General features: G+C 36.3%; 17 protein-coding genes and 1 pseudogene. 6 read left to right on the top strand and 12 right to left on the bottom strand.

What is annotated here, in order from left to right:
- Positions 1 to 28 precede the first annotated feature (28 nt).
- Entirely contained in the window at positions 29 to 859 is an 831-nt protein-coding gene (locus PLX19_RS09555) for a protein-glutamine gamma-glutamyltransferase (RefSeq protein WP_272188280.1), read from the top strand.
- 31 nt (positions 860 to 890) lie between these two features.
- Here PLX19_RS09555 and PLX19_RS09560 read toward each other — a convergent pair whose 3' ends face one another.
- Together PLX19_RS09560 and PLX19_RS09565 are read right to left on the bottom strand one after the other, a co-directional pair.
- Positions 891 to 1,022, bottom strand: a complete 132-nt coding sequence (locus PLX19_RS09560) for a GapA-binding peptide SR1P (protein WP_020059303.1) — start codon at positions 1,020 to 1,022, stop codon at positions 891 to 893.
- Positions 1,023 to 1,220: 198 nt separating this feature from the next.
- On the bottom strand, positions 1,221 to 1,517 hold the full coding sequence (locus tag PLX19_RS09565) for a DUF3055 domain-containing protein (protein ID WP_272188281.1): 297 nt from the start codon (positions 1,515 to 1,517) through the stop codon (positions 1,221 to 1,223).
- 131 nt (positions 1,518 to 1,648) lie between these two features.
- Between PLX19_RS09565 and PLX19_RS09570 the strand changes: the two genes are divergently transcribed.
- Entirely contained in the window at positions 1,649 to 2,041 is a 393-nt protein-coding gene (locus PLX19_RS09570; RefSeq protein WP_272188282.1) for a DUF1885 family protein, read from the top strand.
- On the opposite strand, the gene PLX19_RS09575 is transcribed toward PLX19_RS09570, so the two are convergent.
- From PLX19_RS09575 to pdhA, 5 genes are all read right to left on the bottom strand, one after another.
- Positions 2,042 to 2,272 (bottom strand): hypothetical protein, encoded by a 231-nt coding sequence (locus tag PLX19_RS09575; RefSeq protein WP_272188283.1) that lies wholly within the window; start codon positions 2,270 to 2,272, stop codon positions 2,042 to 2,044.
- 184 nt (positions 2,273 to 2,456) lie between these two features.
- The gene (lpdA, locus tag PLX19_RS09580) at positions 2,457 to 3,869 is read right to left on the bottom strand and encodes a dihydrolipoyl dehydrogenase (RefSeq protein WP_272188284.1); all 1,413 of its coding nucleotides are present in this window, start codon (positions 3,867 to 3,869) and stop codon (positions 2,457 to 2,459) included.
- Between the two features lie 6 nt (positions 3,870 to 3,875).
- Entirely contained in the window at positions 3,876 to 5,165 is a 1,290-nt protein-coding gene (locus tag PLX19_RS09585; RefSeq protein ID WP_272188285.1) for a dihydrolipoamide acetyltransferase family protein, read from the bottom strand.
- A gap of 89 nt (positions 5,166 to 5,254) precedes the next feature.
- Positions 5,255 to 6,232 carry a pyruvate dehydrogenase complex E1 component subunit beta gene (gene pdhB, locus PLX19_RS09590; RefSeq protein ID WP_272188286.1) on the bottom strand — a complete coding sequence of 326 codons (978 nt, stop codon included), beginning with the start codon at positions 6,230 to 6,232 and terminating at the stop codon, positions 5,255 to 5,257.
- Positions 6,233 to 6,235: 3 nt separating this feature from the next.
- Complete coding sequence (gene pdhA, locus PLX19_RS09595; protein WP_272188287.1) at positions 6,236 to 7,351, bottom strand: pyruvate dehydrogenase E1 component subunit alpha; 1,116 nt, start codon at positions 7,349 to 7,351, stop codon at positions 6,236 to 6,238.
- A 580-nt stretch (positions 7,352 to 7,931) separates the two neighbouring features.
- Between pdhA and PLX19_RS09600 the strand changes: the two are divergent.
- Positions 7,932 to 8,012, top strand: a pseudogene (locus PLX19_RS09600) (YjcZ family sporulation protein); the annotation flags it as partial.
- Positions 8,013 to 8,119: 107 nt separating this feature from the next.
- Complete coding sequence (gene def / locus PLX19_RS09605) at positions 8,120 to 8,674, top strand: peptide deformylase (RefSeq protein WP_272188288.1); 555 nt, start codon at positions 8,120 to 8,122, stop codon at positions 8,672 to 8,674.
- A gap of 120 nt (positions 8,675 to 8,794) precedes the next feature.
- Here the strand turns inward: def and PLX19_RS09610 are convergent, their stop codons facing one another.
- Positions 8,795 to 9,568 carry a Cof-type HAD-IIB family hydrolase gene (locus tag PLX19_RS09610; RefSeq protein ID WP_272188289.1) on the bottom strand — a complete coding sequence of 258 codons (774 nt, stop codon included), beginning with the start codon at positions 9,566 to 9,568 and terminating at the stop codon, positions 8,795 to 8,797.
- Between the two features lie 504 nt (positions 9,569 to 10,072).
- Between PLX19_RS09610 and PLX19_RS09615 the strand changes: the two genes are divergently transcribed.
- Both PLX19_RS09615 and rnjA read left to right on the top strand, forming a co-directional pair.
- On the top strand, positions 10,073 to 10,285 hold the full coding sequence (locus PLX19_RS09615; RefSeq protein WP_272188290.1) for a DNA-dependent RNA polymerase subunit epsilon: 213 nt from the start codon (positions 10,073 to 10,075) through the stop codon (positions 10,283 to 10,285).
- A 3-nt stretch (positions 10,286 to 10,288) separates the two neighbouring features.
- Positions 10,289 to 11,956, top strand: coding sequence for a ribonuclease J1 (gene rnjA / locus PLX19_RS09620; protein ID WP_272188291.1), 1,668 nt, complete (start codon positions 10,289 to 10,291; stop codon positions 11,954 to 11,956).
- Between the two features lie 41 nt (positions 11,957 to 11,997).
- Here the strand turns inward: rnjA and PLX19_RS09625 are convergent, their stop codons facing one another.
- The 4 genes from PLX19_RS09625 to PLX19_RS09640 all read right to left on the bottom strand — a co-directional run bounded on the left by PLX19_RS09625 (position 11,998) and on the right by PLX19_RS09640 (position 15,018).
- Positions 11,998 to 12,666 (bottom strand): potassium channel family protein, encoded by a 669-nt coding sequence (locus PLX19_RS09625; protein ID WP_272188292.1) that lies wholly within the window; start codon positions 12,664 to 12,666, stop codon positions 11,998 to 12,000.
- 305 nt (positions 12,667 to 12,971) lie between these two features.
- Positions 12,972 to 13,838 (bottom strand): cytochrome C oxidase assembly protein, encoded by an 867-nt coding sequence (locus PLX19_RS09630; protein WP_272188293.1) that lies wholly within the window; start codon positions 13,836 to 13,838, stop codon positions 12,972 to 12,974.
- 100 nt (positions 13,839 to 13,938) lie between these two features.
- Positions 13,939 to 14,397, bottom strand: coding sequence for a TlpA disulfide reductase family protein (locus PLX19_RS09635; protein ID WP_272188294.1), 459 nt, complete (start codon positions 14,395 to 14,397; stop codon positions 13,939 to 13,941).
- A 72-nt stretch (positions 14,398 to 14,469) separates the two neighbouring features.
- A complete protein-coding gene (locus tag PLX19_RS09640; RefSeq protein ID WP_272188295.1) occupies positions 14,470 to 15,018 on the bottom strand; it encodes a peroxiredoxin in 549 nt (182 codons plus the stop codon).
- Between the last annotated feature and the right edge of the window lie 237 nt (positions 15,019 to 15,255).

Raw genomic sequence — 15,255 nt, forward strand, 5'->3', positions numbered from 1 at the left:
AAGAATGTAAACATATAGGTGGGATTTTATGATTGTAATTGGCCGTTCCATTGTACATCCATATATAAAAAATGAAAACGAACCTTTCTTTTCGGAAAAACAACAAATTTTAGAAATCATGACTGGAAACCAAGAAGTATACAATTTCCAATCACTACATGAGTTAACTTTTGATATAAATATCCGTGTTCATATTATTACTTCTGCTTTAGAGTTATTTAATAGCGGACTACAATTTCGTACATTTAAGCAATCTTACTGTAATCCTGAGTTTTGGGAAAGAACCCATTTAGGCGGTTTTCAACTTCGCCCTAATGTGTTACCCTCTTTTGCTATTCGCGATATTTTTCTAAACGGAAAAAAATACGGAACAGAATGTGCAACCGCAATGATTATTCTCTTCTATAAATCACTACTAGCATTTTATGATGAAGAAACCTTTAATCGTTTATTTGCAAATCTTTACTTATATACATGGGACTATGATAAAGATTTGAAACTCATTACAAAAACAGGAGGAGAAATTGTTCCTGGTGACCTTGTCTATTTTAAAAATCCACAAGTGAACCCTGCAACAATTGAATGGCAAGGAGAGAATGCAATTTATTTAGGAAATTTCTTTTTTTATGGGCATGGGGTCGGTGTAAAAACAGAAAGTCAAATTATTGATGTACTCAATCAACGACGTATTCCCTTCGCTTTTTTAACAGCATATTTAACAGATTTTCTAACACGAATAGATAGTCGGATGATGAGTCAATTTGCCTCTACAAAGAAAATCCAAACAGAAATTGACCTCATTCCCATTCGAGATGATGCAATTATTGCAACAATTGGCCACACGACTTCAATCCACTAAAAAACGCCTGCTGATGCAGGCGTTTTTTTATTTATTGGGCTTTAGTATGTTCTTTATGCTCACACTCACATTTAGAACCGCATTTTCCGTATAATACCGTTACTTTTTCATCCTCAAAATGCGCAATTGTGTTCTCACAAATTTGACATACGATAGTTCCCATTTTTTAATTCCCCCTAATATTGTAATTCCCAAGAATCTTTTGTAACCGCTTAACTTTCTGTCTTCATTTTAATATGTTATACTTTTTTAGTCAATAGTTTTAATTGTGACACATTAATTATTTTTTAAATTTATTAGTATGAAACATTTATAAATAATAAGCAGTCGTATATTTATTATTACGACTGCTTTTACACAATTATTCCTCATATTCAGCATGCACAGAAGTAGGTGGCAATAAAAACTTAAAAAACTGTGCAAGATCCGTTGCTTCTTCACTCGTTTTAAGTTTAAAGACATCTTGTAAATAGTGCACATTTTCAATATCATCCTGTCCAAGGAGAGTTGCTCGACCAGTCTGCATACAAACAACAAGCGGTTTACCAAAAAACATAGTTGTGTACACCACACCAAAATCATATCGTGTCTCATTTGTCATAAAACCAAGAAAGCGGACTTTTGTATTTTCATGTTCATCATATAATTTTTCAAACATCGTCCCTCTCCTTTCTTCTTGATTTATCCACAATGTATATATTAAACAAAAAAAACAAGATTCCTTTTAATTGTCAAAAAATTTACAACAATGTTAAAATAGTAATATATTATGTCCTTAGGAGGTTTATTATGCAAGATGCATTTATTAAACTCGTCCCAAATTCAAAACAGCAATCTATTTCTCTAGACGATGTTAAACAACTATTTTATAACTATAAAACAATTACAGCTCAAACAGGTCAACAACTCGGCTTTGCATATGCAAGTACTGCCTTTCCGTACGAAATCGTTGATACTTCCGATACAACACTCTGTTTGAAATCTAATCATGAACGCTATCATTCTATTTATCTAGGAATAGGAGTTGAAAACGAACAGTATTTTGTACAAATTACATTACCGTCCACTGCAACATTTGGAGATAAAGGAAAAGCTAATGAATTTTGCAGATTTTTAGCAAAGAAATTAGACGGAGAATTACGGCTTTTCAATGGAAGAACAATGTACTTTTATAAACGTTAACTAAAAAAAGAGCAGCTTACTCATAAAAAAGAGAAAACTATTAGTAACAGTGAAAAAAATTGCCTCTTTTCTGGAGTGCAACATCATATGAGCAATAACATAAGCCAAATAAAAAAACACAAAAAAGAGCAGTACTTTGTAATGAAATTTATCGCGACTTGATAACAATAACACAATGGAAAATCCGCTCCATATAATAAAATGAAACAAAGCCACGAAAGTGATTTTCATGCTGTTGCCTCCTTTCACACGTCCTATTGTATTACAATATATGGGCGCTAAAAGAAATCATTACATATATATGAGGAAACTGACAGAAGAAGCAAATTGGTTTACTATTTCCATTATCATATTCCTTTCCAAAATAAAAACAACCGCCTCCTAATCCATAGGAGACGGTTGTTTTTGTATATCATTATTTTACAATGTGAATTGGCATTCCAAGAGCAACTTCAGCTGCTTCCATTGTGATTTCACCTAATGTTGGATGAGCATGAATTGTTTGAGCGATATCTTCAGCTGTCATTCCAGCTTCGATAGCTAAACCAAGCTCAGAAATAATATCAGAAGCGCCTGCACCTGCAACTTGTGCACCTACAATAAGGCCATCTTCTTTACGAGTTACAAGCTGTACGAAACCATCTGTGCTGTTTAACGATAATGCACGTCCGTTAGCAGCGAATGGGAATTTAGAAACCGCTACTGCCATTCCAGCTTCTTCTGCTTGTTTTTTCGTATAACCAACAGATGCTAATTCTGGATCAGTGAAGCATACTGCTGGAATTCCGATGTAATCGATTGCTGATGCATGACCGCTAATTGCTTCAACAGCTACTTTACCTTCGTAAGAAGCTTTATGAGCTAATGGTGGTCCAGGAACAATATCACCAATTGCATAGATGTTTGGTACATTTGTACGGCATTGCTCATCGATTTCGATTACACCACGGTCAGTCATTTTAATTCCAACTTGCTCAAGACCGATTTCTTGCGTATTTGGACGACGACCTACAGTTACTAATACATAATCAGCTTCAACAGTTTGTACTTCGCCTTTTACTTCGAAGCTAACTTTTACGCCGTTTTCAGTTTCTTCAACGCCTTTAGCCATAGCTTTTGTATGGATTGTTACGTTGCCTTTTTTCTGAAGAGCGCGTTTTACAACTTGGCTCATTGCTTTTTCAAAACCAGCTAAAATTTCATCGCCAGCTTCTAATACAGTAACTTCAGTACCGAAGTTTGCATATGCAGTACCTAATTCCATACCGATGTAACCACCGCCGATTACAACAAGCTTTTTCGGAATTTCAGGTAAGCTTAAAGCACCAGTTGAGTTAAGAACACGTTTAGAGTATTTGAATCCAGGAATTTCAATTGGTGTAGAACCAGTTGCAAGAACAGCATTTTTAAACGTATATGTTTGAGCTGCTTCTTCAGTCATTACGCGTAATGTGTTTGCATCTACGAAGTAAGCTTCACCACGAATGATTTCAACTTTGTTACCTTTTAGAAGGCCTTCTACACCGCCAGTTAATTTCTTAACTACGCCGTTTTTCCATTCTTGAACTTTTGTGAAGTCAACTTTTACATTTTCTGCAGTAATACCCATGTCATCAGAATGTTTTGCATTCTCATAACGATGACCTGCATTAATTAATGCTTTAGAAGGAATACATCCAACGTTTAAGCAAACACCACCAAGGTTAGCTTTTTCAATAATAGCTACTTTTTGTCCTAATTGTGCTGCACGAATTGCTGCAACATATCCACCAGGACCTGCACCAACAACGACTGTATCTAATTCAATTGGGAAATCTCCTACTACCATTGTTTATTACGCCTCCATTACTAATAATTGTGGGTCGTTTAATAGACGTTTAATTTGGTTTAATGCTTTCTGAGCTGTTGCACCGTCGATTAAGCGATGATCAAAGCTTAAAGATAATGCTAATACTGGAGCTGCAACGATTTCACCGTTTTTCACAACTGGTTTCTCAGCGATACGACCGATACCTAGAATTGCTACTTCTGGATGGTTAATAACTGGAGTGAACCATTGTCCACCTGCAGAACCAATATTTGTAATTGTGCAAGAAGCACCTTTCATCTCTGCTGGAGCTAAGCGACCTTCACGTGCTTTACCAGCAAGTTCATTGATCTCGTTAGAGATTGTGAAGATAGATTTGCGATCTGTATCTTTAACAACTGGTACTAATAGACCTTTGTCTGTATCAGCTGCGATACCGATGTTGAAGTAATGCTTGTGAACAATCTCTTGATTTGCATCATCTAAAGAAGTGTTCAGCATTGGGTATTCGCGTAATGCAGATGTTAACGCTTTTACAACGTATGGAAGGTAAGTTAATTTAATACCTTTTTCAGCTGCAACAGCTTTGAACTTCTTGCGGTGAGCAACAAGTTCTGTTACATCTACTTCGTCCATTAACGTTACGTGAGGAGCTGTATGTTTAGAGTTAACCATTGCTTTTGCAATCGCTTTACGAATACCGCTCATTTTCTCACGAGTTTCTGGGTATTCACCAGCTGGAATTGGTTGTGCTTTTGGAGCTTCTTCTTTCGCAGCTGCTGGAGTTTCTGCCACTACTGGAGCTTCAGTTGCTGCTACTGCTGCTTGTCCACCATTTGCAAATGCTTCGATGTCAGCTTTTACAACACGACCGTTTTTACCAGTGCCAGCTACTAGACGAATGTCTACGCCTTTTTCACGTGCATATTTACGAACAGAAGGCATAGCAATTACGCGCTCATTCACTACTTCTTCAGTGGCTGCTGGAGTAGCCTCTGCTGCTGGAGCTTCCTCTTTTACTTCTTCAGCTTTTGGAGCTTCGTCATGATCGTCACCTTTAAATTTAAGGTTTTCATAGCCAGGAGCATCAAATTTAACAAGAACATCTCCTACTATTGCTACTGTACCTTCTTCTACAAGAATGTCAAGTACTTTTCCTTTTACTGGAGAAGGAATTTCTACAACCGCTTTATCATTTTGTACTTCAAGAAGTACATCGTCTTCGTTTACTTCATCGCCTGGTTTAATAAACCATTTTACGATTTCACCTTCGTGGATACCTTCACCAATATCTGGTAGTTTAAATTCAAATGCCACGGATTTCAGCCCCCTGATTCATATCATTATTATTAGAAATTGCAAAAGAAGTCAGCACATGCTGATTTCTTTTGCACATAAAATTCAAATTAGAAGTTCATTACTTTGTTAACAGCTTCAACAATATCTTTATGGTTTGGTAACCATACGCTCTCAGCTTGAGAGAATGGGAAGATTGTATCAGCAGCTGCAACACGTACAACTGGAGCTTCTAAGTTTAAGATTGCACGGTCATTGATTTCCGCTACAACATTAGCTGCAATACCAGCTTGTTTTTGAGCTTCTTGAACTACAACAACACGGCCTGTTTTTTCAACAGAAGCGATAATTGTTTCGATATCTAATGGTTGAACTGTACGTAAGTCCACAACCTCTAAAGAGATACCTTCTTTTTCTAGTTCTTCAGCAGCTTTTAATGCAGCATGTACCATTGCACCATATGTGATAACAGATACATCTGTACCTTCACGTTTCACATCAGCTTTACCAATTTCAATTGTGTATTCGCCTTCTGGTACTTCTTGACGGAAAGAACGGTATAATTTCATATGCTCTAAGTAAACAACTGGATCGTTGTCACGAATTGCAGAAATTAAAAGACCTTTCGCATCATATGGAGTAGATGGAATTACAACTTTTAAACCTGGTTGTTGTGTCATTAATCCTTCTAAGCTGTCAGCATGTAATTCCGGTGTATGAACACCACCGCCGAATGGAGAACGAATTGTAACTGGAGCATTCCAACGTCCGCCAGAACGGTAGCGCATACGAGCCATTTGACCAGAGATAGAATCAATTACTTCGAATACGAAACCGAAGAATTGAATTTCAGGAACTGGACGGAAGCCTTCTAATGCTAAACCGATTGCAAGTCCGCCGATACCAGACTCTGCAAGTGGAGTATCCATTACACGGTCTTCACCAAATTCAGCTTGTAATCCTTCAGTAGCACGGAATACACCGCCGTTTACACCAACGTCTTCACCAAATACAAGTACGTTTGGATCGTTTTTCATTTCAACGCGTAAAGCATCAGTGATTGCTTGAATCATTGTCAATTGAGCCATGGCTTACTTCGACTCCTTTTCTTTATAAATTTCATATTGTTCAGCTAAGTTATAAGGCATTGTTTCGTACATGATTTCCATTAAATCAGTTACTTTTTGTTTTGGAGCTTGGTCAGCTTTCGCAATCGCTTCTTTAATATCTTCTTTAGCTTGTTCGATTACTTTTTCTTCTTCTTCTTGAGACCAGATGCCTTTATTTTCCAAGAATGCACGGAAACGTACGATTGGATCTTTTTGTTCCCATTCATTTTCGATATCTTTTGTACGGTAACGAGTTGGATCATCACCAGCCATTGTATGTGGACCGTAACGGAATGTTAAAGTTTCAATTAATGTAGGACCTTCACCGTTTACTGCACGCTCACGAGCAAAAGCAGTTGCTGCATATACAGCTAATGGATCCATACCATCTACTTGAATACCGTAAATACCAGCTGCAACTGCTTTTTGTGCTACAGTTTTTGCTGCAGATTGTTTTTCTACTGGAGTAGAAATTGCATAACGGTTGTTTTGAACAACGAAGATTGCTGGAGCTTTAAATGCACCTGCAAAGTTCATACCTTCGTAGAAGTCACCTTGAGACGCACCGCCGTCACCAGTGTAAGTAATTGCAACAGATTTTTTACCACGAAGTTTCATACCTAATGCAACACCAGCCGTTTGGATGATTTGTGCACCGATAATGATTTGTGGAGGAAGTGCATTTACATCAGCAGGCATTTGGTTACCCATGAAATGTCCACGAGAAAATAGGAATGCTTGATATAATGGTAAGCCGTGCCAAACTAATTGTGGAACATCACGGTATCCTGGTAAGATGAAGTCTTCTTTTTCAAGAGCAAAATGACTTGCTAATTGAGAAGCTTCTTGTCCAGCTGTTGGCGCATAGAAACCTAAGCGACCTTGACGGTTTAAAGAAATAGAACGTTGATCTAATACACGTGTATATACCATACGACGCATTAATTCTTTTAATTGCTCATCAGTTAATTCTGGCATAGCTGCTTTATTCACAACTTCGCCTTTTTCATTTAAAATTTGTAATGTTTCAAATTGAGCTGCGATAGCTTTCATTTGCTCATCAACATTAAATAGGGCCTTTTTTGTTTTAGTACCCATTCCGTTCACCTCTTCCTCTCTTGAACCATATTCTTAAACGCTTTCACTATGATAAAAGCATAAGTTTGTAAACTGACGCATCATTCGTCAGTTATTGAATAATTTGTGCACCTAACAATCTGTACTAATGTTTTCATTTAAACAAATTAATACAATCTTGATCACGTTTTTAAGTTTACAACTATTCTAATCATCATGTCAATCACTTTGATTCCGTTTTTTTTCGAAGGTTATAGAGATTTTCTTAACAAATACAAGTTTTCAAAATACTATCTGTATTAGTAAGCAAAAACCTCCTGTTATATTATTCCCTTTTCATACATATTTTGCTCATAGAATAATATGTAAACGTTTCATGTCCCTCTTATCTTTTGTCGCATCCTAATAAAAATATGCAGCATCTCCCTTCTTTTTAGGCGAATAACTATACATTTTTCTCCTTTGTTCCATACATTATACTAACCGCAGCATTCGCGGAAATGGTAAAGGAGGTCACACCATGTACGGATACACTTTTTGTTACCCCTCAACTGGCACTGGCGCATATCCTACGTATGGCTACGGTGGTTGTGGTGGTTGCGGAGGCTTTGGACACGGATTTGCTTTAATCGTTGTATTGTTTATACTTTTAATTATCGTTGGTGCTGCTTGCATCTGTTAGTGTAAAATGAAACAATTATAAAAGAACAAGGCGTTTGTTCGTCTTGTTCTTTGTCATGACTTTTTTCATAACCTTTGGTAGACTAATGATGAAAGGAGAGATTATATATGCTTACAATGGATGATGTAATTCGTGAAGGAAATCCCATTTTACGCGCAGTGGCTGAAGAAATAGCTCTACCTGCAAACGAAGAAGATGTTCATATATTACGAAAGATGATCGAATTTGTGATTAACAGTCAAAACCCTGAAATGGTTGAAAAATATAATTTACGCCCTGGAATTGGTTTAGCCGCGCCGCAAATCGGTGTTTCTAAAAGAATGATTGCTGTTCACGTCACAGATCGAGATGGTACATTATATAGCTACGCTTTATTTAATCCAAAAATCATTAGCCACTCTGTTGAACGTACATACTTATCAGGGGGCGAAGGATGCCTGTCAGTGGACCGTGAAGTCCCTGGCTATGTACCTCGTTACACTCGTATTACTGTAAAAGCAACAACAGTGAATGGCCAAGAAGTCAAGCTACGTTTAAAAGGATTACCGGCAATTGTATTCCAGCATGAAATTGATCACTTAAATGGCGTTATGTTTTATGACCATATAAATAAAGATAATCCATTTATGGCTCCAGAAAATGCAGCACCTTTAGAAAGATAAAAAGAGTCAGTTTTCACTGAAGTTGGTGAAAACTGACTCTTTTTATTAAAATGGATCTCATATTTATACTTTATCCCGCTATTTACTGGCAGTAATACTCCCACTGATTAAAGTTTCACTTTATAACAACCCTGCCCACTGCAGTCCATGGAGTATACCATCTTCTGCAACATCTTTAGTTACATAATTTGCAAGCTTTTTCAAATCTTCATGTCCATTTCCCATAGCAATTCCTGTACCTACAGTTTCAATCATTTCTAAATCGTTTAATCCATCTCCAAATGCATACACTTGTTCCCTTGTGAATCCAAGCTTTTCAATAAATTTTTCAATCCCTTTTGCTTTCGATCCTCCCATTGGAATAATGTCCATAGAGTAAGCATGCCAGCGAATAAAATGAAACTTCGCATAGTCGTTAATAAACTTTTCTTCTTCTCCTGCCCTGCAAAATAAAAGGGTTTGATAAACATCACGTTCCTCATAAAAGCTAGGTTCAAACGCAGGGTGATCCATATGAAGGCTAGCAAAGCTTTCTGTTACATAATGATGCGATGTTACTGTTGCCTTCATTTCTTTATGATTCAAGTACACAAGCGGATAGCCTTCTTGCTCTGAAAATTTCGTGAAAGCATGTAATGCATCAGCGTGTAGAGGATTTTTATATATAACCTCATCTTCAAACACCACATACTGTCCATTGAAACTTATATAATTATGAATGTTTAGCTCTTTACGAATATCTTCAAACATAAATGGGGCACGTCCTGTTGCAATTGCTACATGTATACCTTTTTCTTGCAAACGACGGACAGATTCTTTTGTGGACTTTGGTATTTCTTTGTTATGATCTAGTAGTGTTCCATCAATATCAAAAAAGACAATTTTATCATTCATTTACATAACCCTCTCTACTTCATCAATTCAAGCGTATCGCTTTATACCCTAAATATTTTTTTCAAATACTAAAAAAGTATAACATATCGATGTATAAGGTGCTTCTTATCTAACCTTCCTACCTCAATATGCATATACTGAAATAAAAATGGTACTACGGTTCAACATATGCATTTTCTTTTCTATTCTATCTCATACTATAAGTTGAACGAGATATTTTCTTACAAGTAGTTCTTTTTTGAAACTTAATTCTTCTTTCAAATTCTAATAAGATCCATCTGCATGTTTTGAGCGAAGAAAGGAAGGGACAACCGTGCTAAAGAAATTGAAGAAAAAATTAAAAGTATATTGGAACGATTTGCTTCGTAAAAAAACAATTGCTTAACTCATGCCCATTTCGGGCTTTTTTCTTCATTCTTATTCGAAAAAACATGAAAATCATAACCGTTTGCTTTATAATAGGTAAAAGATAGCCTAAAACATAGACAAGGAGAGATTGTTTTAATGATTTTTAAAGTATTTTATCAAGAAAAAATGCTAGAAGTACCTGTACGTGAAAATACTAAGGTGCTATATCTAGAAGCTGAGTCTGAAAGAGAAGTTCGCACAAAATTACACAAGTTCGCATATAATATTGAGTTTGTCCAGTCTGTTACTGGTGCTCATCTTGAATATGAAAAGCAATATGCAGATTTCAAATTAGCGGAGAACGTTTAATTTATGAAATTCTTAAAAAATGACCAAACTGCTGTTTTCGCACTTGGCGGACTCGGTGAAATCGGCAAAAATACATATGCTGTTCAATTTCAAGATGAAATTATTATTATTGATGCTGGAATCAAATTTCCAGAAGACGAACTTCTTGGGATTGATTATGTCATCCCTGACTACACGTATCTCGTACGTAATGAAGAAAAAATTAAAGGACTCTTTATTACACATGGTCACGAAGATCATATCGGTGGGATTCCTTATTTATTGCGCCAAGTAAACATTCCAATTTATGGAGGGAAACTAGCGCTTGGACTGATTAAAAATAAGTTAGAAGAGCATGGATTACTCCGAAAAGCACAATTGCATGAAATTAAAGAAGACGATGTAATTAAGTTCAAAAAAACATCCGTTTCCTTCTTCCGCACAACACATAGTATTCCTGATTCATATGGTATCGTCGTAAAGACACCACAAGGACAGGTTGTGCATACAGGGGATTTCAAATTTGATTTCACACCAGTCGGTGAGCCAGCAAACTTAACAAAGATGGCTGAAATCGGAAAAGAAGGTGTCCTTTGCTTGCTATCTGATAGCACGAATAGCGAAGTCCCTCACTTTACAATGTCTGAGCGCCGCGTTGGTGACAGCATTCAGGATATTTTCCGTAAAGTAGAAGGCCGCATTATATTCGCAACATTTGCTTCTAATATTCACAGGCTGCAGCAAGTTGTAGAAGCTGCAGTAGCAAACAATCGAAAAATTGCTGTTTTTGGTCGAAGTATGGAAGCAGCAATGGAAATCGGACAAAATCTTGGCTATATTCGTTGTCCGAAAGAGACAATTATTGAACCCGCACAACTAAATCGCATACCAGCAAATCAGGTTGTGATTTTATGTACAGGGAGTCAAGGGGAACCGATGGCTGCATTATCTCGCATTGCTAACGGTACACACCGCCAAATCCAAATCATCCCAGGTGATACTGTTGTATTCTCTTCTTCTCCAATCCCTGGAAATACGGTAAGCGTAAGCCGTACTATTAACATGTTATATCGTGCAGGCGCTGAAGTCATTCACGGACCATTGACTGATATTCATACAAGTGGACACGGTGGACAAGAAGAACAGAAGCTAATGTTACGTCTCATTAAACCAAAATATTTTATGCCAATTCACGGTGAGTACCGTATGCAACGTATGCATGCAAAATTAGCAAATGATTGTGGTATCCCTGAAGAAAATTGCTTCATAATTGACAACGGTGATGTACTTGCACTTCGTGAAGATGAAGCAGCAATCGCAGGAAAAATTCCGTCTGGTTCTGTTTATATCGATGGAAATGGCATCGGCGATATCGGTAACATCGTACTTCGCGATCGTCGTATTCTTTCTGAAGAGGGACTTGTTATCGTTGTTGTTAGCATCGATATGAAGGATTTCAAAGTAGCGGCTGGACCAGATATCATTTCTCGCGGATTCGTTTATATGCGCGAAAGTAGCGATTTAATTAACGATGCACAAACATTAATTACAACTCATTTAGAAAAAGTAATGGAGCGCAAAACGACACAGTGGTCTGAAATCAAAAATGAAATTACAGATACATTGGCTCCATTCTTATATGAAAAAACGAAACGTCGACCAATGATTTTACCAATCATTATGGAAATTTAACTAAAAAGGACAATGCCGCTATGTCGGCATTGTCCTTTTTGTCATTTCGTTAAAAACATTTCGAAACGGTCTACGTCATTATCGTGACCAATAACGATTAAAATGTCTCCCATTTGAATGTTTTCTGTGGCACGCGGTGAAACAAGAACTTCCTTCCCACGCTTAATTGCTACAATGTTTAATCCAAACTTTGCACGAATATCTAAATCAATCAATGAATGACCATTAATTTTTTCGTTCGCAATAATCTCAACAATACTATGCTCATCTGAAAGCTCTAAATAGTCCAAAACGCTACTTGAGGCAATATTATTGGCGATTCTTTTTCCCATATCACGCTCAGGGTGAACAATTTGATCTGCTCCAATTTTACGAAGAACTTTTTCATGATAATCATTTTGTGCTTTTACAGTAATATTTTTCACACCTAGCTCTTTCAAAATAAGCGTTGTTAATATACTTGACTGAATATTATCTCCAATTGCAATAACTACATGCTCAAAGTTTCGAATACCAAGACTTTTTAATACCATCTCATCTGTAGAATCCGCGATTACAGCATGAGATGCAATATTTGCAAACTCATTTACACGATCTTCATCCATATCAATCGCCATAACTTCCATTCCTAATTGCGCTAATTCTCGACAAATACTACCACCAAATCGCCCAAGACCAATAATAGCAAATTCTTTTTCTCTCGTGCTCACACAAATTCCTCCAGTTATATCAAATCGTATCAAGTAAAACTTTTATCAGTGAAATTCCCTTATATTCCACCCATCTTCTTTAACTCTTCAAAAACTTGATGCGAAGGCTTTGTACCCTATACATCAGAACCAACTATCATTGTAGCATATTTTATATAGTGAAACTTCCATCATTACTATATAATTCCAAATAATAGAAATAAAATCATTCCCCCATTGGGACTTTCAAAATTCCTCACATTCCTAAAACAGCAGTTTCACTACGCGTATAACAGACAAACACTGCAATAATTGCATCTTCACTCTTATTTTTGTTTTTGAATATATAAAAATTGTTGTAAATAAAAAGCTAGCATACATACTAACATACCAAAGATGAATATATTTCCAAACGAGCTAAACGTTTGAAATACAAACATTAATGTTTCTTGTCCAAAAAAAGCAAATAGTAAATTTATAAAAGCAAATAATATCGCCAATTGATAGTGATGCTGATGAAATAAATAATGAGTTGCTCCTAAAAAACCAGCAAAAGAAACAATAAATACCCACCACATTTCCATCATCTTTTGCCAGCTTACTAGCTCATATCCGTTCACAGCAATTGCAATTGCTCCTATAACAACCATCGTTGGAACGCTCCAAAATAAAGCCCATTTTCGAAAGAGTAATACCGCATTCCTGTCTTCTCGTTTATGTGCACAATACGTTAAAAAAGTCGCACTTATGTATAAGAGCGAGACAATTGTTAGAATAATAATTAACCAAAAATGAAGCTGATAATACTCATGTTCTATATTAGTAACAATTGCAGCTAACAATCCCGGAATACAAATGCCAGTATAACCTTCCACCAGTGCCTTATTCCAAAATACCATATTACCAATTCGAATTCCTAATAGCATAAAAAGAATGGCGCCAAGGATAAATAAAGTCATTTTATTTCCAACTAAACTCGTCGAAAAAGCGATTAATCCAACAAATAAGAATAGAGCAAATGCATTCATAATCTCGGCAACAGGTGATAAATACTCTTTCACCCACTCATATGTGTTCGTATAATTTTCTTTTTTTGCTAAACAATATGTATAAAAACTAACACCAAAATAAATCGCTGCTACAATTACATATGTATATAAAAAGAAACATAGTATAGTACTTCCAATCTGCACACTATCCCCTACCTTTTTTCTCTATGTACCATATTGATTTTACACAATTTTCATATAAAATGTAAATAAAAACCTCCCTGTTACAAGGGAGGTTTTTTATTTATTCAGCTTCTTTTTCAGCTTCATCAAGTACGCGATTTACTCGTTTTGTTAACATTTGCATACCGCTACCGCCCGCTTGGAAATGGCGCAATACACCATTTTTATCAAACACATAATATGCTGGTACATATTGATTCTCAAAGGAGTCTGTAATCGCATGCTTATTGTCCACCAAAATAGGTTGTACAATACCATGCTCATCTGCCACTGCTTTCACTTTTTCAAGATCTAAATCTTCTTCTGAACGCGGCATATGTACAGCAATTACATTTAATTTATCTTTATAGTTATCACGGAATTCATTAATACTCGGCATTGCTTCTTTACATAAATGACAGCTAACAGACCAAAAATGAATTAATGTTGGTTTATCGCCAATTAGCGCTTCTCTAACTACTTCTCCATTTAATACAGTCGTTGCTCCTTCTAAGGAAGGCATTGGTTCACGTAATTTCATAACATTTCCCCCTTATATATGTAGAGAAAGGTCTAACAACAATTTGCTAGACCTTGTTCACTCATTCAAAAATTAAACGTTTAAAGTCTCTTGACCTGGTTTCCAATTTGCTGGACAAAGTCCGCCAGTTTGAAGCGCTTGAAGAACACGGAGTACTTCGTCAACTTCCCGTCCAATGTTGTTATGATGGACAACTTGATACATTAATTCGCCTTCTGGGCTAATAATGAATAGACCACGAAGCGCAATTCCTTCTTCTTCAAGTAATACACCATAATCACGAGATACCGCATGATTTGTATCAGCAGCTAATGGATATTTTAACTCGCCTAAACCGTTTTTCGTACGGTCAGTGTTAATCCACGCTAAATGAGTATGGATTGTGTCAGTTGATACACCAATTACTTCTGCATCTAAATCTTCGAACTCATCATAACGATCAGAAAGTGCGATGATTTCTGTTGGACATACGAAAGTGAAATCCATTGGATAGAAGAAAAGCACTGTCCATTTGTCTTGTTTCATAACCTCTTCAAGGCTTACCTTACCAAATTCTTTGTTTGGCATAACAGCATCCATCTCAAAGCGTGGAGCTTGTTTTGCTACCATACGTTCTGCCATATGTACCAACCTCCGTTAATTTTTAGTCATATATTGTCTACTCTTATATTATATGGGAAAAAATGGTTTTTAGTCAATATCATTTAATAATTAATACAAAACAACTAACTATCAACTCTTTCTCCCATCTACCATTATAAAGCATTGTGCTAGAATTTCAAAAAAAATGCACTATATATACAAGTTAAAAAAGGATATAAAAACCCTCTTTCTTCTTAAGTGAGTTAGAGCATCTGG

Origin of the sequence: Bacillus sp. BP-3 (genome assembly GCF_028401955.1) — a bacterium.
Lineage (GTDB): Bacteria > Bacillota > Bacilli > Bacillales > Bacillaceae_G > Bacillus_A.